This window comes from Streptomyces sp. NPDC001507 (assembly GCF_042894765.1).
Classification (GTDB): Bacteria; Actinomycetota; Actinomycetes; order Streptomycetales; family Streptomycetaceae; genus Streptomyces.
The window spans coordinates 32,116-55,001 of sequence record NZ_JBIAVV010000005.1; the positions used below are offsets into that span (position 1 = coordinate 32,116).

The 22,886-nt window shown below is 71.0% G+C and carries 24 protein-coding genes; 12 read left to right on the forward strand and 12 right to left on the reverse strand.

Annotated elements, in window-relative coordinates:
* The first annotated feature begins 145 nt into the window (after positions 1-145).
* The 6 genes from ACFY0K_RS17345 to ACFY0K_RS17370 all read left to right on the forward strand — a co-directional run bounded on the left by ACFY0K_RS17345 (position 146) and on the right by ACFY0K_RS17370 (position 6,659).
* Positions 146-1,849 (forward strand): ABC transporter ATP-binding protein, encoded by a 1,704-nt coding sequence (locus ACFY0K_RS17345; RefSeq protein ID WP_390640950.1) that lies wholly within the window; start codon positions 146-148, stop codon positions 1,847-1,849.
* The gene (locus tag ACFY0K_RS17350) at positions 1,846-2,967 is read left to right on the forward strand and encodes an ABC transporter permease (RefSeq protein WP_390640563.1); all 1,122 of its coding nucleotides are present in this window, start codon (positions 1,846-1,848) and stop codon (positions 2,965-2,967) included. The genes ACFY0K_RS17345 and ACFY0K_RS17350 overlap by 4 nt, the downstream gene beginning before the upstream one ends.
* Positions 2,967-4,229 carry an ABC transporter permease gene (locus ACFY0K_RS17355; protein ID WP_390640564.1) on the forward strand — a complete coding sequence of 421 codons (1,263 nt, stop codon included), beginning with the start codon at positions 2,967-2,969 and terminating at the stop codon, positions 4,227-4,229. The genes ACFY0K_RS17350 and ACFY0K_RS17355 overlap by 1 nt, the downstream gene beginning before the upstream one ends.
* Positions 4,226-4,630, forward strand: coding sequence for a cytidine deaminase (locus ACFY0K_RS17360; RefSeq protein ID WP_390640565.1), 405 nt, complete (start codon positions 4,226-4,228; stop codon positions 4,628-4,630). The genes ACFY0K_RS17355 and ACFY0K_RS17360 overlap by 4 nt, the downstream gene beginning before the upstream one ends.
* Before the next feature lie 71 nt (positions 4,631-4,701).
* Entirely contained in the window at positions 4,702-5,979 is a 1,278-nt protein-coding gene (locus ACFY0K_RS17365; RefSeq protein ID WP_390640951.1) for a thymidine phosphorylase, read from the forward strand.
* Between the two features lie 95 nt (positions 5,980-6,074).
* On the forward strand, positions 6,075-6,659 hold the full coding sequence (locus tag ACFY0K_RS17370; protein ID WP_390640566.1) for a Uma2 family endonuclease: 585 nt from the start codon (positions 6,075-6,077) through the stop codon (positions 6,657-6,659).
* 8 nt (positions 6,660-6,667) lie between these two features.
* On the opposite strand, the gene ACFY0K_RS17375 is transcribed toward ACFY0K_RS17370, so the two are convergent.
* On the reverse strand, positions 6,668-7,588 hold the full coding sequence (locus tag ACFY0K_RS17375; protein WP_390640567.1) for an AEC family transporter: 921 nt from the start codon (positions 7,586-7,588) through the stop codon (positions 6,668-6,670).
* A gap of 295 nt (positions 7,589-7,883) precedes the next feature.
* On the opposite strand from ACFY0K_RS17375, the gene ACFY0K_RS17380 reads away from it, so the two are divergent.
* A complete protein-coding gene (locus ACFY0K_RS17380) occupies positions 7,884-8,159 on the forward strand; it encodes an STAS domain-containing protein (protein WP_390640952.1) in 276 nt (91 codons plus the stop codon).
* Here ACFY0K_RS17380 and ACFY0K_RS17385 read toward each other — a convergent pair.
* The gene (locus ACFY0K_RS17385) at positions 8,043-9,056 is read right to left on the reverse strand and encodes a sigma-70 family RNA polymerase sigma factor (RefSeq protein WP_390640568.1); all 1,014 of its coding nucleotides are present in this window, start codon (positions 9,054-9,056) and stop codon (positions 8,043-8,045) included. The two genes, ACFY0K_RS17380 and ACFY0K_RS17385, sit on opposite strands and share 117 nt — an antisense overlap.
* A 210-nt stretch (positions 9,057-9,266) precedes the next feature.
* Positions 9,267-10,541 carry an MFS transporter gene (locus tag ACFY0K_RS17390; protein ID WP_390640569.1) on the reverse strand — a complete coding sequence of 425 codons (1,275 nt, stop codon included), beginning with the start codon at positions 10,539-10,541 and terminating at the stop codon, positions 9,267-9,269.
* A gap of 62 nt (positions 10,542-10,603) precedes the next feature.
* On the opposite strand from ACFY0K_RS17390, the gene ACFY0K_RS17395 reads away from it, so the two are divergent.
* A complete protein-coding gene (locus ACFY0K_RS17395) occupies positions 10,604-11,557 on the forward strand; it encodes a LysR family transcriptional regulator (protein WP_390640570.1) in 954 nt (317 codons plus the stop codon).
* An 85-nt stretch (positions 11,558-11,642) separates the two neighbouring features.
* Here the strand turns inward: ACFY0K_RS17395 and ACFY0K_RS17400 are convergent, their stop codons facing one another.
* Complete coding sequence (locus tag ACFY0K_RS17400; protein WP_390640571.1) at positions 11,643-12,404, reverse strand: alpha/beta hydrolase; 762 nt, start codon at positions 12,402-12,404, stop codon at positions 11,643-11,645.
* A gap of 123 nt (positions 12,405-12,527) precedes the next feature.
* Between ACFY0K_RS17400 and ACFY0K_RS17405 the strand changes: the two genes are divergently transcribed.
* The gene (locus tag ACFY0K_RS17405) at positions 12,528-13,685 is read left to right on the forward strand and encodes an adenosine deaminase (protein WP_382718766.1); all 1,158 of its coding nucleotides are present in this window, start codon (positions 12,528-12,530) and stop codon (positions 13,683-13,685) included.
* A gap of 151 nt (positions 13,686-13,836) precedes the next feature.
* Positions 13,837-14,187, forward strand: coding sequence for an ATP-binding protein (locus ACFY0K_RS17410; RefSeq protein WP_093499459.1), 351 nt, complete (start codon positions 13,837-13,839; stop codon positions 14,185-14,187).
* Positions 14,188-14,269: 82 nt separating this feature from the next.
* On the opposite strand, the gene ACFY0K_RS17415 is transcribed toward ACFY0K_RS17410, so the two are convergent.
* The 5 genes from ACFY0K_RS17415 to afsQ1 form a co-directional block, all read right to left on the reverse strand.
* On the reverse strand, positions 14,270-14,470 hold the full coding sequence (locus ACFY0K_RS17415; RefSeq protein WP_093499458.1) for a PspC domain-containing protein: 201 nt from the start codon (positions 14,468-14,470) through the stop codon (positions 14,270-14,272).
* Positions 14,471-14,565: 95 nt separating this feature from the next.
* Entirely contained in the window at positions 14,566-15,117 is a 552-nt protein-coding gene (locus tag ACFY0K_RS17420; RefSeq protein WP_390640572.1) for a VanZ family protein, read from the reverse strand.
* 114 nt (positions 15,118-15,231) lie between these two features.
* On the reverse strand, positions 15,232-15,834 hold the full coding sequence (locus tag ACFY0K_RS17425) for a hypothetical protein (RefSeq protein WP_390640573.1): 603 nt from the start codon (positions 15,832-15,834) through the stop codon (positions 15,232-15,234).
* On the reverse strand, positions 15,834-17,408 hold the full coding sequence (locus ACFY0K_RS17430) for an ATP-binding protein (protein ID WP_390640574.1): 1,575 nt from the start codon (positions 17,406-17,408) through the stop codon (positions 15,834-15,836). The genes ACFY0K_RS17425 and ACFY0K_RS17430 overlap by 1 nt, the downstream gene beginning before the upstream one ends.
* Positions 17,405-18,082, reverse strand: coding sequence for a two-component system response regulator AfsQ1 (afsQ1, locus tag ACFY0K_RS17435; RefSeq protein WP_174855921.1), 678 nt, complete (start codon positions 18,080-18,082; stop codon positions 17,405-17,407). Before afsQ1 ends, ACFY0K_RS17430 begins: the two co-directional genes overlap by 4 nt.
* Positions 18,083-18,335: 253 nt before the next feature.
* Here afsQ1 and ACFY0K_RS17440 point away from each other — a divergent pair, with 253 nt between their 5' ends.
* On the forward strand, positions 18,336-19,073 hold the full coding sequence (locus ACFY0K_RS17440) for a SigE family RNA polymerase sigma factor (protein ID WP_390640575.1): 738 nt from the start codon (positions 18,336-18,338) through the stop codon (positions 19,071-19,073).
* A gap of 245 nt (positions 19,074-19,318) precedes the next feature.
* Here ACFY0K_RS17440 and ACFY0K_RS17445 read toward each other — a convergent pair whose 3' ends face one another.
* A complete protein-coding gene (locus ACFY0K_RS17445; RefSeq protein ID WP_390640576.1) occupies positions 19,319-19,963 on the reverse strand; it encodes a uridine kinase in 645 nt (214 codons plus the stop codon).
* Positions 19,964-20,090: 127 nt separating this feature from the next.
* Here ACFY0K_RS17445 and ACFY0K_RS17450 point away from each other — a divergent pair, with 127 nt between their 5' ends.
* Positions 20,091-20,486: a hypothetical protein gene (locus tag ACFY0K_RS17450; protein ID WP_390640577.1), complete on the forward strand. Its 396-nt coding sequence runs from the start codon at positions 20,091-20,093 to the stop codon at positions 20,484-20,486.
* Positions 20,487-20,563: 77 nt separating this feature from the next.
* Here the strand turns inward: ACFY0K_RS17450 and ACFY0K_RS17455 are convergent, their stop codons facing one another.
* Positions 20,564-21,451 carry an aldehyde dehydrogenase family protein gene (locus ACFY0K_RS17455; RefSeq protein ID WP_351959391.1) on the reverse strand — a complete coding sequence of 296 codons (888 nt, stop codon included), beginning with the start codon at positions 21,449-21,451 and terminating at the stop codon, positions 20,564-20,566.
* A complete protein-coding gene (locus ACFY0K_RS17460; RefSeq protein WP_351959392.1) occupies positions 21,444-22,880 on the reverse strand; it encodes an aldehyde dehydrogenase family protein in 1,437 nt (478 codons plus the stop codon). The genes ACFY0K_RS17455 and ACFY0K_RS17460 overlap by 8 nt, the downstream gene beginning before the upstream one ends.
* Positions 22,881-22,886: the final 6 nt, after the last annotated feature.

The window sequence follows — 22,886 nt, forward strand, 5'->3', positions numbered from 1 at the left end:
GGATCGGCGGCAGGGGCAACCCCCGTTCGCGCGGCAGAATGCTCGGAACGGATCGAGAGTCGAAAAAGCTCGGTCAGGTCCGGGCACTATTTAAAGCAGGGGCGCTACGCGCGTAGAGCGACCCCTTTTCCGAGGAGAGTGCGCCATCGACGCGTCCAGCAGCCCTCCGCTCACCGCAGAGACGACAGCCGCGGTCGAGCTGGCGGGGATCACCAAGCGATTCCCGGGTGTCGTAGCCAACCACGACATCCACCTGTCCGTCCGCAAGGGCACCGTGCACGCCCTGGTGGGCGAGAACGGGGCCGGCAAGTCGACCCTGATGAAGATCCTCTACGGCATGCAGAAGCCGGACGAGGGCACCATCGCGATCGACGGCGAGCAGGTCTCCTTCTCGTCCCCGGCCGACGCCATCGCACGCGGCATCGGCATGGTCCACCAGCACTTCATGCTGGCGGACAACCTGACGGTCCTCGAGAACGTCGTGCTCGGCAGCGAGAAGCTCTACGGCATCGGCGGCATCGCCCGGAAGAAGATCAGGGAGATCTCCGACCGGTACGGCCTCGGCATCCGCCCGGACGCCCTGGTCGAGGACCTCGGCGTCGCCGACCGGCAGCGCGTGGAGATCCTCAAGGTCCTCTTCCGCGGCGCCAACACCCTGATCCTCGACGAGCCCACCGCGGTCCTCGTCCCGCAGGAGGTCGACGCGCTCTTCGACAACCTGCGCGAGCTGAAGTCCGAGGGCCTCTCGGTCATCTTCATCTCCCACAAGCTCGGCGAGGTGCTGTCCGTCGCTGACGACATCACCGTCATCCGGCGCGGCACCACGGTCGGCACGGCGATCCCGTCCGAGACCACCCCGCGCCAGCTCGCCGAGCTGATGGTCGGCAGCGAGCTGCCCACCCCGGAGACCGCCGAGTCCACGGTCACCGACAAGGCCGTCGTCACGGTGCAGAACCTCACCGTCTACGCCGGCGGCCCCTCCCTCGGCGAGGTCGGCGCGCAGCCCGAGACCGCCACGGTCGGCTCGTCCGGCGCCACCGCCCGCGGTGACGTCCTCGACGAGGCCACCACCCCCGGCGCCGCCAAGCGCGTCCTCGACGACGTCACCTTCACCATCCACGCCGGCGAGGTCATGGGCATCGCCGGCGTCGAGGGCAACGGCCAGACCGAGCTGATCGACGCGCTGATCGGCACCCGCAACGCCGACTCGGGCACGATCGAGTTCCTCGGCGAGGACGTCACCGCCTGGGGCACCCGCAAGCGCCGCGAGGCCGGCGTCGGCTACATCCCCGAGGACCGGCACCGCCAGGGCCTGCTCCTGGAGTCCCCGCTCTGGGAGAACCGCATCCTCGGCCACGTCACCGAGAAGCCCAACGCGAAGGGCTTCTGGCTGGACATCAAGGGCGCACAGGCCGACACCCGCCGGATCGTCGAGGAGTACGACGTCCGCACCCCCGGCATCGACGTCACCGCCGCCTCCCTCTCCGGCGGCAACCAGCAGAAGCTGATCGTCGGCCGCGAGATGAGCCACAACCCGAAGTTCCTGATCGCCGCCCACCCCACCCGCGGTGTGGACGTCGGCGCCCAGGCGCAGATCTGGGACCGCATCCGGGAGGCCCGCCGCGAGGGCCTGGCCGTGCTGCTGATCTCCGCCGACCTGGACGAGCTGATCGGCCTGTCGGACACCCTGCGGGTGATCTTCGACGGAAGGCTGGTCGCGGACGCCGACCCGGCCACCATCACCCCGGAGGAGCTGGGCTCCGCCATGACGGGTGCCGCGTCCGGCCACCTGGAACACGTAGAGACCACCGACGAAGGCGCCGACGGTCCGGAGGACGAGGCCCGATGAAGAAGTTCGACAAGGAGCGGGTGCTCCTCGCGGTGGCCGGCCCGGTCATCGCGCTCGTCCTCGCGATCGCCCTGACCTCGATCGTCCTGCTGGCCTCGAACCGCAACCCGTTCGAGCCGTACGTGCTGATGCTCCAGCAGCTGCCGTACTCCGACATCCAGGTCCTGATCGTCAACCAGGCGGCGATGTACTACATCGCGGCCATCGCGGTCGCCCTCGGCTTCCGGATGAACCTGTTCAACATCGGCGTCGACGGCCAGTACCGCCTAGCCGCCGTGATGACGGCCGTGGTCGGCGCCAACGTCGGGCTGCCCGCCTTCCTGCAGATCCCGATGCTGCTCCTGGTCGCCATGCTCACCGGCGCCTTCTGGGCCGGCATCGCGGGCGTCCTCAAGGTCACCCGGGGGGTCAGCGAGGTCGTCGCCACGATCATGCTGAACGCCATCGCCACCAGCGTCATCGGCTACGTCACCCTCTCCAACGTGTGGGGCGTCCAGGTCGGCAACAACATGACGACCGGCGTGATGAAGAAGTCCGGCTGGTTCCCCGGCATCAACCTGGGCGCCGACGTCGGCGAGATCTACGGCATGGTCTTCGTCGCCATCGCCCTCGGTATCGGCTACTGGGTCGTCCTCAACCGGACCCGCTTCGGCTTCGACCTGCGCGCCACCGGTGCCTCCGAGTCCGCCGCGGCCGCCTCCGGCGTCGACGCCAAGCGCATGGTTCTCGTCTCCATGCTGATCTCCGGCGCCGTCTCCGGCCTCGCGGGCCTCCCGCTGCTGCTCGGCGACTCCCACACCTACAGCCTCGACTTCCCGGCCGGCCTCGGCTTCACCGCCATCGGCATCGCCCTGCTCGGCCGGAACAACCCCGGCGGCATCGCCTTCGCCGCCCTGCTGTGGGCCTTCCTCGACAAGGCCTCGCCCGCCCTCGACTACGCGACCCCGGTGGCGTACGAGAAGGAGATCGCCACGATCATGCAGGGCCTGATCGTCTTCTCCGTCGTCATCTCCTACGAAGCCGTACGGCAGTGGGGGCTGCGCCGCCAGCAGCGCCAGGTCGGCGCGGAGCTCGCCGCGGCCGCCGCCAAGAACACCAAGAAGGAGGTGGCGGCCTGATGTCCACCGCGACCATCGCCAAGCCGCAGGCGAAGCAGCCCGGCAAGGGCGGCCGCCGAATGTCGCTCCCGGTACTCCTGCTGGTCATCGCCGGCGTACTGGTCCTCACCTCGGCCGTGCGCATCATCACCGGCGCCGAGGGCATCACCTCGACCGGCCAGATGTCCACCGCGCTGCGCCTCGCCGTCCCGATCGGTCTCGCCGGTCTCGGCGGTCTGTGGGCCGAGCGCGCGGGCGTCGTCAACATCGGCCTCGAAGGCATGATGATCCTCGGCACCTGGTTCGGCGCCTGGGCCGGCTACCAGTGGGGCCCCTGGGTCGGCGTCGTCTTCGGCATCCTCGGCGGCGCGCTCGGCGCCCTGCTGCACGCCGTCGCCACCGTCACCTTCAACGTCAACCACATCGTCTCCGGTGTGGCCCTGAACATCCTCGCCCTGGGCGCCACCCGCTACCTCTCGAAGTTCACCTTCGAGAACGCCGCGGGCGGCTCCTCCAAGCAGTCCCCGCCGATCGACTCACTGGGCACCTTCAGTGTGCCGGGCCTGTCCGACTGGCTGGACACGCTCAACCAGAAGCACTGGTTCTTCGTCTCCGACATCGCGGGCCTGGTCGGCGGTCTGCTCACCGACCTCTCACCGCTCACGGTGATCGCGGTCGCCCTCGTCCCGATCACCTGGTGGGTGCTGTGGCGCACGGCCTTCGGTCTCCGCCTGCGCTCCTGCGGTGAGAACCCGGTCGCGGCCGAGTCCCTCGGCGTCAACGTCTACAAGTACAAGTACATCGCGGTGATCATCAGCGGCGGCTTCGCGGGCCTCGGCGGTGCGTTCCTGTCCATCGTCGCCTCGAACGTCTACCTGGACGGCCAGACCGCCGGCCGCGGTTACATCGGTCTCGCCGCGATGATCTTCGGCAACTGGATGCCGGGCGGCCTCGCCCTCGGCGCCGGCCTGTTCGGCTACACCGACAGCCTCAACCTGCGCGGCGGCACGGTGAACGTCCACGCGCTGATCCTGCTCCTCGCGATCCTGCTGGTGTTCGGCGCCGCGTACCTGGCCTGGAAGAGGAAGTACGTCCCGGCCGTCATCACGATCGTCATCTCGGTCCTGATGTTCGTCTGGTACGCCTCCACCAACGACGTGCCGCGTCAGCTGGTGACCGCGACCCCGTACATCGTCACCCTCCTCGTCCTCTCGCTGTCCGCGCAGTCCCTGCGGATGCCGAAGGCGGACGGCCTGCCGTACCGGAAGGGGCAGGGCAAGTGACCGCCGAGGCCGCCGGCTTCGACTGGGAGGCCCTGCGGGCCCAGGCGCGGGAGGCCATGTCCCACGCCTACGCCCCGTACTCCGGCTACCCGGTCGGGGCCGCCGCCCTGGTCGACGACGGTCGTAGGGTCTCCGGCTGCAACGTGGAGAACGCGTCGTACGGCCTCGGCCTGTGCGCCGAGTGCGGACTGGTCTCCGAGCTGCAGCGCACGGGCGGCGGCCGGCTCACGCACTTCACCTGCGTGGACGGCACGGGCGCCCTCCTCGTCCCGTGCGGCCGCTGCCGCCAGCTGCTCTACGAGTTCGGCGGCCCGGACCTCCTCCTGGACACCCCGGAGGGCGTCCTGCCCCTCTCCGGGATGCTGCCCCAGGCCTTCGGCCCGGCCCATCTCACCAAGTAATCCCGTACGGCCCCTTCCGGTTGGGAGGGGCCGTACGCATCGCACTTCTCGAAGGGAATGCCATGGCCACCATGGACGCCGTCTCCGTCATCCGCACCAAGCGCGACCGCGGTGAGCTCAGCGACCACCAGATCGACTGGGTCATCGACGCGTACACGCGCGGCGAGGTCGCCGACGAGCAGATGTCGTCGCTCGCGATGGCCATCCTCCTCAACGGCATGAACCGCCGGGAGATCGCCCGCTGGACCGCCGCGATGATCGCGTCCGGCGAGCGCATGGACTTCTCCTCGCTGTCCCGCCCGACGGCCGACAAGCACTCCACGGGCGGCGTCGGCGACAAGATCACGCTCCCGCTGGCGCCCCTCGTGGCGGCCTGCGGCGCGGCCGTACCCCAGCTCTCCGGCCGGGGCCTCGGCCACACCGGCGGCACCCTGGACAAGCTGGAGTCGATCCCCGGCTGGCGCGCCCTGCTCTCCAACGAGGAGATGCTGTCGGTGCTGGACACCACCGGCGCGGTGATCTGCGCGGCGGGCGACGGCCTGGCCCCCGCCGACAAGAAGCTCTACGCGCTCCGCGACGTCACCGGCACGGTCGAGGCGATCCCCCTGATCGCCTCCTCGATCATGTCGAAGAAGATCGCCGAGGGCACCGGCTCCCTGGTCCTGGACGTGAAGGTCGGCACCGGCGCCTTCATGAAGACCATCGAGGACGCCCGCGAGCTGGCCTCGACCATGGTGGGCCTCGGCACCGACCACGGCGTGAAGACGGTCGCCCTCCTCACCGACATGTCCACCCCGCTGGGCCTGACGGCCGGCAACGCCCTGGAGGTCCGCGAGTCGGTGGAGGTCCTGGCCGGCGGCGGCCCCGCCGACGTCGTCGAACTGACCCTCGCCCTGGCCCGCGAGATGCTCGACGCGGCTGGCGTCCGGGACGCCGACCCGGCGAAGGCACTCGCCGACGGCTCGGCGATGGACGTCTGGCGCCGGATGATCGCGGCCCAGGGCGGCGACCCGGACGCGGCCCTCCCGGTGGCGAAGGAACAGCACGTGATCAAGGCGCCGTCGTCCGGCGTCCTGACCCGCCTCGACGCCTACGGCATCGGCGTCGCCGCCTGGCGCCTGGGCGCGGGGCGCGCCCGCAAGGAGGACCCGGTGCAGGCGGGCGCGGGCGTCGAACTCCACGCCAAGCCGGGCGACACGGTCACGGCGGGCCAGCCCCTGCTGACCCTGCACACGGACACCCCGGAGCGCTTCGAGTACGCGCTCCAGGCGGTCGAGGGTTCGTACGACGTCGCGGCGGCGGGTACGGCCTTCACGGCGTCGCCCGTCGTGCTGGAACGTATCGCCTGACCAGGGGATTTCTCGATCGGGTGAACGGGATCGGTGGACCTGCGCCGGTCCCGTTCGGCATGCTGGGATCGGTGACGCAACCGAAGGAGACCGCCATGAGCGCACTCACCGTGGGCCACGACCCCGAGCAGAGCTGGGACGAACTCGTCCAGTTCTGGGAGGAGATGGAATGGCCCGAGGGCAGCAAGGTGGAGATCATCGAGGGGATCGTCACCGTGTCACCTGCTCCCGCCTACCGACACAACGACATCGCGGAGCGTATCCAGCGTCGCCTGTATTCCGTGATTCCGGAGGATTGGGGGGTCTACCAGACGCTGTCGATCGCTGTGCCGTCGCGCCTCGGTATGTTCATTCCGGACATTGTGGTGGCCCCTCGGCAGACCGATTCGGATGTGGACAGCCATATCCCCGCGGGACTTGCCGAACTCGTCGTCGAGGTGACCTCCAAGGCAAACGCCCGCCACGACCGTGTCAGCAAGCCGGCCGCCTACGCCACCGCGGGCATCCCGCTCTACCTCCTCGTCGACCGCTGGGCTCCCGGTGGCCCCACCGCGACGCTCTATGGCGAGCCCAAGGGGGATGTCTACCGAGTCCTCAGCGCCGTCAAGTTCGGTGACCCGATCAAGCTGCCGGAGCCGTTCGACCTCACGATCGACACCGGCGAGTTCCCCGTCGACTGACCGGCACGTCACCCCAGCAGCGCCGCCACGACCACCAGCACCGGCACCGCCAGCACCGTCGACAGCAGGATCGAGTCGCGGGCCAGTTCCTCGCCGACGTAATAGGTGCTGGCGTACGTGTACAGGTTCTGGGCGGCCGGCAGCGCGGAGGTCACCGTCACGTCCAGCAGGGGTGCCCCGCGCAGGCCGAAGACCGCCGACGCCAGGGCCCAGGCGGCGAGCGGCTGGCCCACCGACTTCAGGGCGACCGCCAGGAACACCGGGTGGCGGTCGCGGCCCCGGCCCGGCGGGGTGCTGCCGCGCAGCGAGATGCCGAAGGCGAGCAGGACCGCCGGCACGGACATGTTGCCGATCAGGGTCAGGGGGTCCATCACCGGGCCGGGGACGTGGATCCCGAGCCCTGAGACCGCCACTCCGCTGAGGGAGCCGACGGCTATCGGGTTGCGGAGCGGCGTCAGCAGCCGGTGCCACCAGGGGCCCTTCTCGCCCATGCCGGACACGTCGAGGATCGTGAGCGCGACCGGGGTCAGGATCACCACCTGGAAGAGCAGCACCGGGGCCACCAGTGACGCGTCGCCCAGCACGTACACCGCGATCGGGATGCCGAGGTTGCCCGAGTTGACGTAGCTGGAGCACAGCGCGCCGATCGTCGTACGGCCCACGCCCCAGTGGCGTACGACGCCCACCGCCACGAAGGCGCCCGCCGCCGCGGCCGTGCTCAGGGCCGTCACCAGGAGGCGGCTGGAGAAGATCACCGCCAGGTCGGCCCTGGCGAGGGTGGTGAAGAGGAGGGCGGGGGAGGCGACGTGGAAGGCGAGCTTGGTGAGCACCTCGCGGCCGTTCGCCCCCAGGTGGCCGCCGCGGCCGAGAACGTAGCCGACGGCGATGACGATCGCGATGACCGCGAAACCGCTCAGCACCCCCTGCACGGGACGACCCCCTCGCGGGGGAGGAGACCGTCGCGGGGGAGGAGACCGTCGGGTGGAGCGGGCGCTGCTGATCCGTGGGGCATACAGCCAACCCTCTGGGCTGGTCAGGTGCAGGTCAACGTTGGGGCCCCTGTGATCTTCGCGACCGTCTCGCGACCGTGCGGAGGGCGGGGTGCCCCACCGATGAGTTGTCGGGCCGTCGCCGGTCTACCGCCTCGTGGATGCCGTGACCCCCGCTGTGCTCGTGCTGTCGGGCCCCGTCGCCAGGGACGAGGTGCCGGGGCTCTGCGACGACGTGCGTGAGCTGCTCGCGGCGGGCGAAGGCCGGGTTGTCGTGTGCGAGGTGGGCGGTCTCGGGCCGCCGGGGCTCGGCGCCGTCGACCTGCTGGCCCGCCTTGAGCTGACGGCCCGGCGGGCCGGAGGGCGGATCCGGCTCCGCGACCCCGACCCCGCCCTACGCTCCCTCCTCCGCTTCCTCGGCCTTCGCCTCCAGGTGGAGGGGGAGGTCGAAGAGCGGGAACCAGCGCTTGGTGTCGAGGAAGAAGTGGAACCCGGTCAGCCGGCCGTCTGAGATCTCCAGGACCTGGATGGACCAGGGGCTCCAGCCGCCGGTGTCCGGGTCGGGCTTGTACTGGGCGAACCCGGGCAGGCCGTTCACCCGGACCGGGAACAGCCGCGAGCCCTCGCAGGCGGAGCCGAGGGTGGTCATGAAGCCGGTGATGTCGTCGTGACCGGTGAGCCACAGGTCGAACGGCGGCATCGTCATGACGGCGTCCTCGTGGAGCAGCGCCGTGAGTGCCGTCATGTCGTAGCCCTCGAAGGCCGCGACATAGCGCTCCAGGAGCTTCTGCTGCTCCTCGTCGAGCGGGTCGGAGACGTCGGCGGCGGCGCCCGACTGCCGCTGCTCGGCCAGCGTGGCCCTGGCCCGCTGCAACGCACTGTTGACCGAGGCGACGGTGGTGCCGAGCAGCTCGGCCACCTCGGTGGCCTTCCAGGCGAGCACCTCGCGCAGGATCAGCACCGCGCGCTGCTTGGGCGGCAGCTGCTGGAGCGCGGCCATGAAGGCGAGCCGGATCGACTCCTTGGCCACGGCGGCCTCCGCCGGGTCGTCCACGGTCGGCAGCACGCGCGCGTCCGGCACCGGCTCCAGCCAGGTGTTGTCGGGCCGGGGCGCGAGCGCGGCCTGGGCCAGCGGCGTCGACTCGCTGAGATCCATCGGCCGGGCCCGCTTGTTGCCCGCGGTGAGCATGTCCAGGCACACGTTCGTCGCGATCCGGTACAGCCACGACCGCAGGCTGGAGCGGCCCTCGAACCTCTCGTAGCTCCGCCAGGCCCGCACCATCGTGTCCTGGACCGCGTCCTCGGCCTCGAAGGACGAGCCGAGCATGCGGTAGCAGTACCCGGTCAGCTCGGTCCGGTGCTTCTCCAGTGCGACGTCCAGCTCCGCCGTCGCCGTGCCGTCGGTCATCTTCCGTCCACCCACCCCTGTGGCCGTTCCTGTTCGCGCGACGTTGCGCTCCAGCACTTGAAGCTAGCGCAGGGGACTGACAACGGCCCCCGGAGTGAGGAAACGTGCAGGTGGGGAGGGGGCCGTGCCTAAGGGGGTGGCGCGGGGGTCTCGTGGCGGGTGCGGGATCGTCGTGGCTGGTCGCGCAGTTCCCCGCGCCCCTGAAAACATTCAGTGAGCGTTGGCCGGGATCTGCCTGCGGGCTGCCACTGAGCCGAGGACCGTGATCGTCACCACGCCGAGGATCGCGAGGAGGCCGACGCCGACCGTTCCCGCCCAGCCGCTCGCGTGGAACGCCATCGCGCCCACCGTGCTGCCCGCGCTGGAGCCGATGTAGTACGCGGACTGGTAGAGGGCGGAGGCCTGGGCCCTGCCGTGGGTGGCCGTCTTGCTGACGGCGGAGGAGGCGACCGCGTGGCCCGCGAAGAAGCCCGCGGTGATCAGGACCAGGCCCAGCAGGACCAAGGGGAGCGAGTCGGCCAGGGAGAGGAGGAGGCCGCCGGCCGTGGTGCCGCCGGCCAGGTAGAGGGCACCGCGGCGGCCCAGGCGGCCGACCAGACGGCCCGCGGTCGACGCGGACACCGTGCCGACCAGGTACACCAGGAAGATCGAGCCGATGATGCCCTGGGGGAGCGAGAAGGGCTCCTGGGTCAGGCGGTAGCCGATCACCGTGTAGACGCCGCCGAAGACGGTCATGAAGAGCGCGCCGATCGCGTACAGGCGGCGCAGCAGCGGATCGGCCAGGTGGTCGCGGACCGTGCCGAGCAGCCGGCGCGGGTGCAGTGAGCCCGCCTTGAAGTGCCGGGGCGCGGGGAGGAGCAGCCGGAAGGCGACGGCGCAGCCGACCGCGATGACGCCGATCGTGCCCACGGCCACCCGCCAGCCCCATTCCTGCGCGACCCAGCCGGTGATGACCCGGCCGCTCATCCCGCCCACGCTGTTGCCCGCGACGAACAGGCCGATCGCCGTGACCAGCGCCTTCGGCCGGACCTCCTCGGCCAGATAGGCCTGCGCCGACGCCGGCAGACCGGCCAGCGCCGCGCCCTGGACGCCGCGGAGCACGATCAGCACGCCGAGGGACGGCGCGAAGGGCACCAGCAGTCCGACGGTCACCGCGACCGCCAGCGAGGCCGTCATGACCGTACGGCGTCCGAACCGCTCGGAGAGGGCGCTCATCGGGATGACGAACAGCGCCAGACCGCCGGTCGCCGCCGCCACCGTCCAGCTCGCGTCGCTCGCGGAGACGCCGTAGCCGTCCGAGATCAGCGGGAGCAGGGCCTGCGTGGAGTAGAGGAGGGCGAAGGTCGCGACACCGGCGAGGAAGAGCGCGAAGCTCATCCGGCGGTAGCCGGGACCGCCCGGGGTCAGACGGGAGTCGGCGACGGGGGCGGGGACGGACGGGACGGCGTCCACGGTGGTGGACGCCCCGGTACTGGCGGGAGACATGCTTCGAACGTACGGAGCCCTCCTTGATCCGTCCAATGCATGGAATCGTCATAATCGTTCCCATGGAGCATCAGCAGAGGCCAGCGAGGCGCCTGTCACCGGACAGTGACACAGAAGACATGACGATGTTGCTGGCCCCACGCCTCGCGTACTTCGCCGGCGTGGCCCGCACGGAGCATGTCACCAGGGCCGCCCAGGAGCTGAACGTCCCCCAGTCCACCCTCTCCAGGGCGATGGCCCGGCTGGAACAGGACCTGGGCGTGGACCTCTTCACCCGGCACGGCCGCACCGTCTCCCTCACCCCGGCCGGGCGCACCTTCCTCACCTCGGTCGAGCGTGCCCTCGGCGAGGTCCGGCGCGCCGCCGACGAGGTGCGCGCCGACGCCGACCCGACCACGGGCAAGGTCGCCTTCGGATTCCTGCACACCATGGGCGCGGAGACCGTGCCCGGCCTCCTCCAGGCCTTCCGCGTCGACCATCCCCGGATCCGCTTCAGCCTCGTCCAGAACTACGGCGAGGCGATGATCGAGAAGCTGCGGGCGGGCGAGCTGGACCTCTGTCTCACCTCCCCGGTACCGGACGCCCCGGACCTGGCCGCCCGCCGCCTCGACGAACAGAAGCTGCGCCTGGTGGTGCCCGCCGACCACCCGCTGGCCACCCGCAAACGCATCCGCCTCGCCGAGGCCGCCGACGAGACCTTCGTGACCCTGGAACCGGGCTACGGCCTGCGCCGCATCACCGACGACGTGTGCAGGGAGGCGGGCTTCAAGCCCAGGGTCGCCTTCGAGGGGGAGGAGGCGGAGACGCTGAGGGGCCTGGTCGCTGCCGGGCTGGGGGTCGCGCTGCTCCCCCCACCCGCCTTCCCCCGCCCGGGAGTCGTGGAACTGACGGTCACCGCCCCGAGAGCGGTGCGAGAGATCGGCCTGGCATGGCTGGAGGGCCACCCGGACACACCCCCGGTGGCCGCCTTCAAGAAGTTCCTGCTGTCGAGAAGGGGCAACTTGCTCCCTACCTAGCGACAGCGCGCCCCTCCAGGGGCGCGGGGAACTGCGCACTCAACCACAACGCACCCGCACCCGAACACCACCGCCCCCCCACCCCCTACCGTCTCAACGACTTACCGAACCCCGCAGCCAACGGCATCCGCAATCCGATCGGCGGCGGCGCGGCAAGCGCATCCTCCACCGGCCGCGACACCGCCCGCCCGTACAACGCCCCCATCACGAAGTCCGAAGCGAGCGCGAGGACTTCGTCCCGGTGCTGATGCAACCCGTGGCCGTCCGAGTGCACCTCGAACCGGCACACCTCCCGGTTCGCCTTCTTCGCCCGCGCCGCCAGCCGGAACGACAGCTCCGGATCGGTCCGTTCGTCGTTCGTGCCGTGCACGATCAGCACCCGCCGCCCCACCAGCTGCCGAACCGGTTCCTCGGGCGCCGCCACATCGTTCTCGGGCAGCCAGGGGGCGATGGAGACCACGGAGTTGACGGCCTCGTGCCCGCCCGCGTGCAGCGCGGCCCGGCCGCCCATCCCCACGCCGAGCAGGCACACCGGGACGTCGCCGTACCGCCGTACGACCTCGTCGGCCGCCCAGCCGGCGTCCCCGGCGAGGTTCGCCTCACTGCCGTTCCACCCGCGGTAGCGGTAGTGGACGACGTGCGCGGCCAGCCCCTCGTCCCGGCCGTCCCGGGCGAGCCGGCGGCCGAGGGCGCGGACGAAGGCCGTCGCCCATACGAGGGACGGCCGTCGCGCGGACACCTCCTCCCCGCCGGGGAGGAGCAGGACCGCGCCGCTCACCGTCGTCGGCTCCTGGCCGACTGCCCTGCTCAGGCTGGCCGTTCGGGCCGGCGTCGCTTGCTGTGCCATGACAGAACAGTGTCAGAAGAGGCGGTGTACGCGACCCGTCCGTGCGGTCACCATTGCGTATCGACGGAAACGGAAATCTCCGAGTACCGAGCGATCTACGCGCGTAGGAGTTACAGTGCGGAAATGACGAGCCAGAGCACCGCGAACACCCCGACGCCGGACCAGATCCGCCGGGCGCCGAAGGTTCTGCTGCACGACCACCTCGACGGCGGCCTGCGTCCGGGCACCGTCGCCGACCTCGCCCGCGAGACCGGGTATCCCGGCCTCCCCGAGACCGACCCGGACAAGCTCGGCATCTGGTTCCGCGAGGCCGCCGACTCCGGTTCGCTGGAACGGTACCTGGAGACCTTCTCGCACACCGTCGGCGTCATGCAGACCCGGGACGCCCTGATCCGGGTCGCCCGCGAGTGCGCCGAGGACCTCGCCGAGGACGGCGTCGTCTACGCCGAGGTGCGGTACGCCCCCGAGCAGCACCTGGAGCAGGGGCTGACCCTCGAGGACGTCGTCGAGGCCGTCAACGAGGGCTTCCGGCAGGGCGAGGCCCTGGCACGGGAGAACGGCCGGCGGATCCGGGTCGGCGCCCTGCTCACCGCCATGCGGCACGCGGCCCGCTCCCTGGAGATCGCCGAGCTCGCCAACCGCTACCGGGACCTGGGCGTCGTCGGCTTCGACATCGCCGGCGCCGAGGCGGGCTACCCGCCCACCCGGCACCTGGACGCCTTCGAGTACCTCAAGCGGGAGAACAACCACTTCACCATCCATGCCGGGGAAGCCTTCGGGCTGCCGTCCATCTGGCAGGCGTTGCAGTGGTGCGGCGCCGACCGGCTCGGGCACGGGGTGCGGATCATCGACGACATCCAGCTCCACGAGGACGGCACGGTCAAGCTCGGCCGGCTCGCGTCGTACGTCCGCGACAAGCGGATCCCGTTGGAGCTGTGCCCCAGCTCCAACCTCCAGACCGGCGCCGCCGACTCCTACACCGGGCACCCGATCGGGCTGCTGCGCCGGCTGCACTTCCGGGCCACCGTGAACACCGACAACCGGCTGATGTCCGGGACCAGTATGAGCCGGGAATTCGAGCATCTCGTCGAGGCGTTCGGTTACACGCTCGACGACATGCAGTGGTTCTCCGTCAATGCGATGAAATCAGCGTTCATTCCTTTCGATGAACGACTTGCCATGATCAATGACGTTGTGAAGCCCGGGTATGCGGAGCTGAAATCCGAATGGCTGTTCCGGCAGACCGCTTCCACCAGCGGTTCTGCCGATCCGGAGGGCTGATCGGCCGTCTCGGCGGGGCACGGAATGCGGACAGGCCTTCACCGGCCGTCCGCATTTCGGTGTTTGCGGCGGACCACCCGGCATGTTTACGGTCGTGGACCGCTCAGCGTGTTATTGATCCCCGTCTCCGTATTCCAAGGACGCATTGACGATGAAGCAGTCTGCTGCCAAGACCCTCGGTGTCGCCGCCCTCGGTGCCGCCTTCGCCGCTGTCGGCGCTGGCGCGGCCAACGCGGCCCCGGCCGTCCCGGACTCCCAGGCCCTGGACACCGTCACCAAGACGCTGCCGGCCGAGAACGTCTCCAAGGCGCTGCCGGGTGCCGGCGAGGCCGTGGCGCAGGGGCAGAGCGCCCTCGCTGCCGGACTGACCGCCGTCCAGCCGGCCGTCGAGCAGGTCGTCGCCGGCGGCCCGACCAAGCCCGTCGCGGGCCTCCTCGGCGGCCTGCCGGTCAAGGGCCTGCCCACGCACGGCCTGCCGGTGAACGGGATTCCGCTCGGCTGACCTCTCCCCGGCCGATCGGCAACGCCGTTGGGGCGCTCCGGACGTTTCCGGGGCGCCCCAACGGCGTTGCCGTACCGCTTGATCACCAGGCGGCGGAGGCCTTCTCCTCCGAGGGGAGGAGGATCCACAGCGCTATGTAGAGCAGGAACTGCGGTCCCGGCAGCAGGCAGGACAGCAGGAAGATCACCCGCATCGTGGTCGCGGAGGTGCCGAAGCGCCGGGCCAGCGCGGCGCACACTCCGCCGATCATGCGGCCATGGGTGGGGCGGGCGAGGCTGGACATCTGCGGCTCCTTCGTGAGCGTCCGGTGCGAGACGGCCCTTGCGGCCTCTCGTCTGCCCTCAACACTACGGAGACGAACCGGGTCGAAGCGTCGCTCTACGGGGCGATCCCGACCCTGGGAATCGTCGGGGTACGACCCTGAGCCCCTTCCTCCTGGGGGAGGGCGGCGGGCCGCCGCCGCTCACCCCGACGGCGGAGCCGGGCGCGTGCCGCGGGCACCACCGCCAGATGCGCGATCACCACGCCCGCCGTGTTGAGCAGGATCGAGTCGACGTCCACCACCCGGCCGGGCACCCCGGTCTGCAGCAGGGCTATGCCCGTCGAGATCAGCGCGCCCGCGGCGGCCGAACTGGACAGCGAGGCGAACGTCGAGACCCGGAGCTTGCCGTGCGTCATCGGCAGCAGCACACCCAGCGGCGCGAGCAGCGCGAGCCCCTCACCGATCCGGTGCGCCGCCTCGCACCCACCGAGCGCCAGGTCGGCGCGGATACCGGCGAGGGGGTGCAGGTTGGCGGGCATCACCCAGGGCACGTCCAGCGGCCGCAGCATCAGCCAGGCGACGAACGCGAGGTGTGCGGCAAGGAGGACACCCCCTGCCACACGGACGCGGATCGCGGCGCTGCCGCCGATGGAGCCTTGACGCTGCACGCCCCCGTAGACGCGCCCGCGCACACGATCGGTTCCGGATACAGCGGTGAGGCCTCAGCCACACGGCGCCCTGCAGGGGCGCTGCCCGTCACGTCGCTTACGGGGCGCTGCCCCTCACCCGGAGGCGACCTCGGTGGACGGCGGGCGGTTTCCGCTCGGTGCGTTCCGCACCGCGTCCGTGCACGCGTACCGCCGCAACGGCTCCCGACCCGGCCCGCCCAGGATCACCGACCCGTCCCCCTCCGCGGCCGCCGAGTCGGACAGCGTGCACACGATCTGGGCGAGCGCGTACGACGTCAGCTGCGGCGGCGACGTGCTCAGCCGCAGCGTGTCGTCGGGATCCCCGGCCCGCGGCCCCCACACGCTCATCCCGCCCCGCACGTACGTCGTGTAGCCCGCCTCCTTCTCGGCGGCCGACGGCGTCTCGGCGAGCTGGTCGAGCAGCCCCTGGGCGACGATGACCCGCCGCTTGGCGTCCGCCGACCCGTCCGGCACCCGCACCTGGCGGTCGACGGTCACCAGCGACGAACCGCACAGCAGGAACACCTGCACCGGAACCCCGCGCTCGTCCTGCGCGGACACGTCCGGCTGCGTCATCGAGCACGGCACCCGCGAGGGCGCCCCGCCGAAGTCGGTCGGCACCTCGGTGGCCCGGATCCCGCACCCGGAGAGCGCCAGCGCCAGCCCGGCGACGGCCAGGAGTCTTCGTACGTGCATCAGGCGCTCTTCTCCCCGGTGTCCCCGGCCTTCCCGGCGTCCTTGTTCTCCTCCGTCAGCCGTGAGGCGTCCCGGGGCAGTCGGAGGGTGAACACCGCGCCGCCCTCGGGGGAGTTCGCGGCGGTGATCGAGCCGCCGTGGATGCGGGCGTTCTCCGTCGCGATGGACAGGCCCAGGCCGCTGCCCTCGGAGCGCGGCCGGGAGGCGCTGGCCTTGTAGAACCGGTCGAAGACGTGCGGCAGCACGTCCTCCGGGATACCCGGACCGTGGTCCCGTACGGCGACGACCAGTTCGTCTCCGTCTATCCGCACCGACACCCGTACCGGCGAACCGCCGTGCTTGAGCGCGTTGCCGATCAGGTTGGCGAGGATGACGTCGAGGCGGCGCGGGTCGAGGCGGGCGTGGATGCCGCGCTCGGCGTCCAGGTCCACCGCGTCCAGCCAGGCGCGGGCGTCGATGCAGGCGGTGATCTGGTCGGCGATGTCGACGTCGTCGAGGACGAGCCGGGCCGTACCGGCGTCGAAGCGGGTGACCTCCATCAGGTTCTCGACGAGGTCGTTGAGGCGGCGCGTCTCGCTGACGACCAGCCGGACGGCGGGCTCGATCATCGGGTCCATCGACCCGGACTCCGCCTCCAGCTCCTCCTCCAGGATCTCCGTCACGGCGGTGATCGCGGTGAGCGGGGTGCGCAGTTCGTGGCTCATGTCCGCGACGAACCGCCGCGAGGCGTCGTCGCGCGCCGCCATGTCGTCGACCCGCTTCTCCAGCGCCTCGGCCGCGTCGTTGAACGTCCGCGACAGATCCGCGAGTTCGTCCGTCCCGGAGACCCGCAGCCGGGTGTCCAGCTTGCCCTCGCCGAGCCGCCGGGCGGCGACCCCGAGCCGGTGCACCGGCTTCAGCACGGTCGTGGCGGCGGCCTGCGCCAGCAGCGCCGACCCGATGAGCGCGAGCCCCGTGGCGATCCCCAGCGACCAGGCCAGCGAGTTGAGGTCCTTCGCTTCCGGCTCCAGGGACTTCATCATGTAGCCGGTCGGGCCGCCGCCGATCAGCCGCGTGCCGGCGACGAGATACGGCGTGCCGTGGTCGACGACCCGCTGCCAGTACAGGTGGTAGGCCGACTTGTTGCTGTCGGTCACCTTCTGCTGCCTGTCGACGGCCTTGCGCAGCGAGGTCGGCACGTCATCCAGCGCGAACGCGCTGAGCCCGTCCGAACTGCCATACACCGTCTTGCCGTTGCTGTCCCGGCCGACCAGCAGCACGCTGAACCGCTGGCTGCTGTTGGCCATCTGCCCGGCCGTGCGCTGCAGTTCGTCCTGCGTCGGGTGCACGGGCAGCGCCCCGGCGCGGTTCTGCATCTCCTGCTGGAAGTCGCGCAGCACCGCGTCCTGGGTGCGGGTGAGCACGGCCTCGCGGTTGAGCCAGTACGCGATGCCGGACGCGGACACGGCGGCGGTCAGCGCGACGAGCCCGAAGACGACGACGAGCCGCAGTCGCAGACTGGTGAAGCGCAGCCGGGACATGGCTCCCTTGCGATCCGCGGCCCAGCCGCGGAAACCCCCCTGCACGTCCGTCACTGAGGGGCGTCCAGGCGGTAGCCGACACCACGCACGGTACGGATGAGGGTCGGGGACGAGGGCACGTCCTCCACCTTGGCGCGCAGCCGCTGCACGCACGCGTCCACCAGCCGCGAGTCACCGAGGTAGTCGTGCTCCCAGACCAGCCGCAGCAACTGCTGCCGGGACAGCGCCTGCCCCGGCCGCCGGCTCAGTTCGAGCAGCAGCCGCAGCTCGGTCGGCGTCAGCTGGAGATCCTCGCCGTTCTTCGTCACGGTCATCGCGGACCGGTCGATGACGACGTTGCCGTAGGTCGCCGAGTCACTGGACTCCCGCTCCCCGCGGCGCAGCACGGCCCGGATCCGGGCGTCGAGCACCCGGCCCTGGACCGGCTTGACGACATAGTCGTCGGCACCGGACTCCAGCCCGACCACCACGTCGATGTCGTCGCTGCGCGCGGTCAGCAGGATGATCGGCAACTGGTCCGTGCGCCGGATCCGCCGGCACACCTCGAACCCGTCGATGCCGGGCAGCATGACATCGAGGACGATCAGATCGGGCCGCTGCTCACGCAACAGCTTCAGACCGTCCTCACCGGTCGCAGCGGTGGCCACCCGGTGCCCCTGGCGCGTCAGAGAGAGCTCCAGGGCCGTGCGGATGGCGTCGTCGTCCTCGATCAGCAACAGGGAAGGCACGGGCTCATTCTGGCCCATGCGGGCCCCGTCGTACGACCTGTGCGGCGCGCAGCTCCCCGCAGAGCTCCGTACCGTCACCGCCTGTGCACTCTCTGTGGACGTTCTGTGCCGGACCCCTGTGACAGGTCTGTGACAGTCGGCGGATACGGCCGTGAAGGTGGCCCGGCAGTCTTTTCGGCACAGGCAAGCGAGCGAACACGGCGAGCGGCCTGAGCAAGCCGAACTACCGGAAGTCCACGACGGGGGGCGCGAGATGAACACGCTGATCAGCCACAGCACCAGCGCAGTGATCACGCGTCTGCACGACGTGAACCGGGGTTCCGAGAAGTCCGGTGCCGTGAGCGGGCGGGGGTGCGCTCGCGGCACCGGACGTCAGCACACCGGTTACATGACGGTGGTTGACAGCTGCACGGGGGAAGCACACGGGGGATCCGCCTACAGGGAGGACACGGGGGAGCGCCGCTCGCTGACCGAGGCGGAGTTCACCGCCTACGTCCAGGAGCGCCGCGCCTCCCTGTACGCGACCGCCTACCACCTGACCGGCGACCGCTACGAGGCCGAGGACCTGCTGCAGAGCGCGCTGTTCTCGACGTACCGGGCGTGGGACCGGATCAGCGACAAGGCGGCCGTGGGCGGGTACCTGCGCCGCACCATGACCAACCTGCACATCAGCGCCTGGCGGCGCCGCAAGCTCAACGAGTACCCGACCGAGGAACTGCCGGAGACGCCCGGCGACACGGACGCGATGAGCGGCACCGAGCTGCGCGCGGTCCTGTGGCAGGCGCTGTCCCGGCTCCCCGAACTCCAGCGCACCATGCTGGTCCTGCGCTACTACGAGGGCCGCACGGACCCGGAGATCGCGGAGATCCTCGACATCAGTGTCGGCACGGTGAAGTCCAGCATCTGGCGGTCGCTCCGCCGGCTGCGCGAGGACGAGGTCCTCAGCTTCGGCCGTGACGAGGAGGACGCCTTCGGGGAGCTCGTCGCCTGAAGGTGAGGGGATCCGGGGGGATCCTGACGGGGGAGAACCGGGGGACGGGGGACCACGGGGGAACGGGTCCGGGGGGACCCGGGGGGGGAAAGCACGGGGGAGCTCCGCCACGGGGGACACGGGGGTGTTCGGCGGAGCAACGGGGGAAGCGGGACTGGAGGGCCGGGGGGTCCGTCCAGTCCCGCACCTTTTGTGCCTGGACCGGCGCCGCTCTCGCGGAGGCGGTTGCTCGCCGTCGTGGTTCCTCAATTGATGGTTGCGGTGGTCTTCCCCGTCCCCTGCCGGCCCACGGCAGCGGCGGCCATCCGGCCCAGCGCCTCGTCCCGGTCGCACGCGTACGCGCCCAGCGCCACCTGGCGGGACACGATCGTGCGCTCCGCCCGCATCAGCCGCCAGCCGCGCCGCAGCAGGAACGGGACCGACTTGCGGCCCTCCTTGAGATCGCGCAGGAACCGGCGCCGGAACGTCTTCACCGGGCCCCGGCTGAGGCACAGAGCGTCGGCCAGGAACCCCAGTTCACGGCAGCGCTCCACGATCTCGGCGGCGAAGATGCCCTCGGCGATGAAGAGCGGGGTGCGCCCGATGTCCAGCGTCTCGGCGCCGGTGCGGGCGCTCAGTGCTATGTCATACACCGGTACCGGCGCCGAACCGGTCGCGCACAGCCGCCCGATCGCCTCGACCGCGACCTCCGCGTCCCAGGACTCCGGGTGGTCCCAGTCGATGTCCGAACTCCCCGGCACCAGCGGCAGAGTCGGGTCGTCGCCCTCCTTGTAGAAGTCGTCGAGGCGCAGGACGGGAAGCCCGGAACGGGCTGCGACCAGTGACTTGCCCGAGCCCGAGGGGCCGCACAGCAGCACGACGCGGGCGGGGGACGGGGGATGAATGCTCACGGAACACCAGTTTGACGTATGGGGGGCCTCCTGCCGACCCCGCGGGTCGGCTTTGGAGCGTGAGTCACACCTCAACTACCCTGTGTGCCGACATGATTACCCTGCGCACCAGAAGGTGGCACCACTGATGGCCCGACACGCGTCCCCCCCGACCCCGACCGCCCGGCGCGCTCTCACCGCCCTTGCCACGGCGGGTGTGGCGCTCGGCGCGGGCGCCGCGACGGCGGCCGCGGACACCCGGCCCGCGGTGGACGTGGTCCACACCCGCCCCACCTCGCTCGGTCACATCGACCCGCAGGCGGGCGTACGGGTGCTCACCGCCATGCTGCCGTACGTCACCGGCCCGGTGGCGGGCCTGAAGCCCAACCCCCTCGCGGGCACGGGAGTCGACCCGCTGGACAACGGGCTGGGCACGCAGCTGGCCGACTTCAAGCCGCTGACGTCGAAGATGGTGACGGGCCCGGTGGCGCAGGCGCCGTCGGTCGGGGCGTTGCCGGTGGCGGGGCGGATCCTGAAGGGCTGAGCGTGGTGGGGAACTGCGGGCCCGGCCGTTGCTGGTCGCGCAGTTCCCCACCCCCCTTTCGGGCGCTGCGGTGCGCGTCAGTAAGAAGAACCGGACGCGCCCAGTGCCCCCGTCGGGTGCCACACCGTCTTCGTCTCCAGGAACGCCGTCATGCGGTCGGTCCCGGGCGTCGCCGTCCAGTCGTCCACAGGCTGTGGACGCAGGACTCGCTTGAGGTTGTCGGCCGCCGCGATCTCCAGCTCCTTGGCCAGCACCTCGTCGGCGCCCGCGAGGTCGATCGCGTTGACGTCCTGATGGGCGGCCAGCGGCGCGGCGATCTCCGCCGTACGGCCGGAGAGGACGTTGACGACTCCGCCCGGCACGTCGGACGTCGCGAGCACCTCGGCGAGGGACAGGGCCGGGAGCGGCGCCTTCTCGCTGGCGACGACGACCGCGGTGTTGCCGGTCGCGATCACCGGCGCGACCACCGACACCAGGCCCAGGAACGACGACTCCTGCGGGGCCAGGACGGCGACGACGCCCGTGGGTTCGGGGGAGGAGAGGTTGAAGAACGGGCCCGCGACCGGGTTGCCGCCGCCGGTCACCTGGGCGATCTTGTCGGTCCAGCCCGCGTACCAGACCCAGCGGTCGACGGTCGCGTCCACGACCGCGGCCGCCTTGGACTTGCCGAGGCCCTCCGCGTCGGCGACCTCGCGCACGAACTGGTCGCGGCGGCCCTCCAGCATCTCCGCGACGCGGTAGAGGACCTGGCCCCGGTTGTAGGCGGTGGCGCCCGCCCAGCCGCCGAACGCCTTGCGGGCGGCGACCACCGCGTCCCGGGCGTCCTTGCGGCTCGACTGCGGTGCGTTGGCCAGCCAGTTGCCCTTGGAGTCGGTCACCTCGTACACCCGGCCGCTCTCGGAACGCGGGAACTTCCCGCCGACGTACAGCTTGTAGGTCTTGAAGACAGACAGGCGATCAGACATCGAGGTATGCCTCCAGGCCGTGGCGGCCGCCCTCGCGGCCGAAGCCCGACTCCTTGTACCCGCCGAACGGCGAGGTCGGGTCGAACTTGTTGAACGTGTTGGACCAGACGACACCGGCGCGCAGCTTGTTCGCGACCGCCAGGATCCGCGATCCCTTCTCGGTCCAGATGCCGGCGGAGAGGCCGTACTGGGTGTTGTTGGCCTTGGCGACCGCCTCGTCCGGCGTCCGGAAGGTCAGGACCGACAGGACGGGGCCGAAGATCTCGTCGCGGGCGATGGTGTGGGCCTGGGTGACGTTCGTGAAGAGCGTCGGCGCGAACCAGTAGCCGGCGGAGGGCAGTTCACAGGCCGGGGACCAGCGCTCGGCGCCCTCGGCCGCGCCCTGGTCGGCGAGGGCGGTGATGCGGGCCAGCTGCTCCGCGGAGTTGATCGCGCCGATGTCGGTGTTCTTGTCCAGCGGATCGCCGAGGCGGAGCGTGGACAGGCGGCGCTTGAGGGAGTCGAGCAGCTCGTCGTGGATCGACTCCTGCACGAGGAGGCGGGAGCCCGCGCAGCAGACCTGGCCCTGGTTGAAGAAGATGCCGGTGACGATGCCTTCGACGGCCTGGTCGATCGGTGCGTCGTCGAAGACGATGTTCGCGCCCTTGCCGCCCAGTTCGAGGGTGAGCTTCTTGCGGGTGCCCGCGACGGTCCGGGCGATCTCCTTGCCGACGGCGGTGGAGCCGGTGAAGGCGACCTTGTTGACGTCGGGGTGGGCGACGAGCGCGGCGCCCGCGTCGCCGTAGCCCGGGAGGATGTTGACGACACCCTTGGGCAGGCCCGCCTGGCGGCAGATGTCCGCGAAGAAGAGGGCGGAGAGGGGAGTCGTCTCGGCGGGCTTCAGGACCACGGTGTTGCCGGTGGCGAGCGCCGGGGCGATCTTCCAGGCCAGCATCAGGAGCGGGAAGTTCCAGGGGATGACCTGGCCGGCCACGCCGAGCGGCTGCGGGTTCGCGCCGTAGCCGGCGTGGTCGAGCTTGTCGGCCCAGCCCGCGTAGTAGAAGAAGTGCGCGGCGACCAGCGGGAGGTCGGCGTCGCGCGTCTCCTTGATCGGCTTGCCGTTGTCCAGCGTCTCCAGGACGGCCAGCTCACGGCTGCGCTCCTGGATGATGCGGGCGATGCGGAAGAGGTACTTGGCGCGCTCGGAGCCCGGCAGCGCGGACCACTTCTCGAACGCCTTGCGGGCGGCCTTGACGGCCCGGTCCACGTCCTCGGCGCCGGCGCGGGCGACCTCGGAGAGGACCTCCTCGGTCGACGGGCTGACCGTCTTGAAGACCTTGCCGTCGGCCGCGTCCGTGAACTCGCCGTCGATGAAGAGGCCGTAGGAGGGCGCGATGTCGACGACGGAGCGGGACTCGGGCGCCGGTGCGTACTCGAATGCGGTGGTCATCTTTTC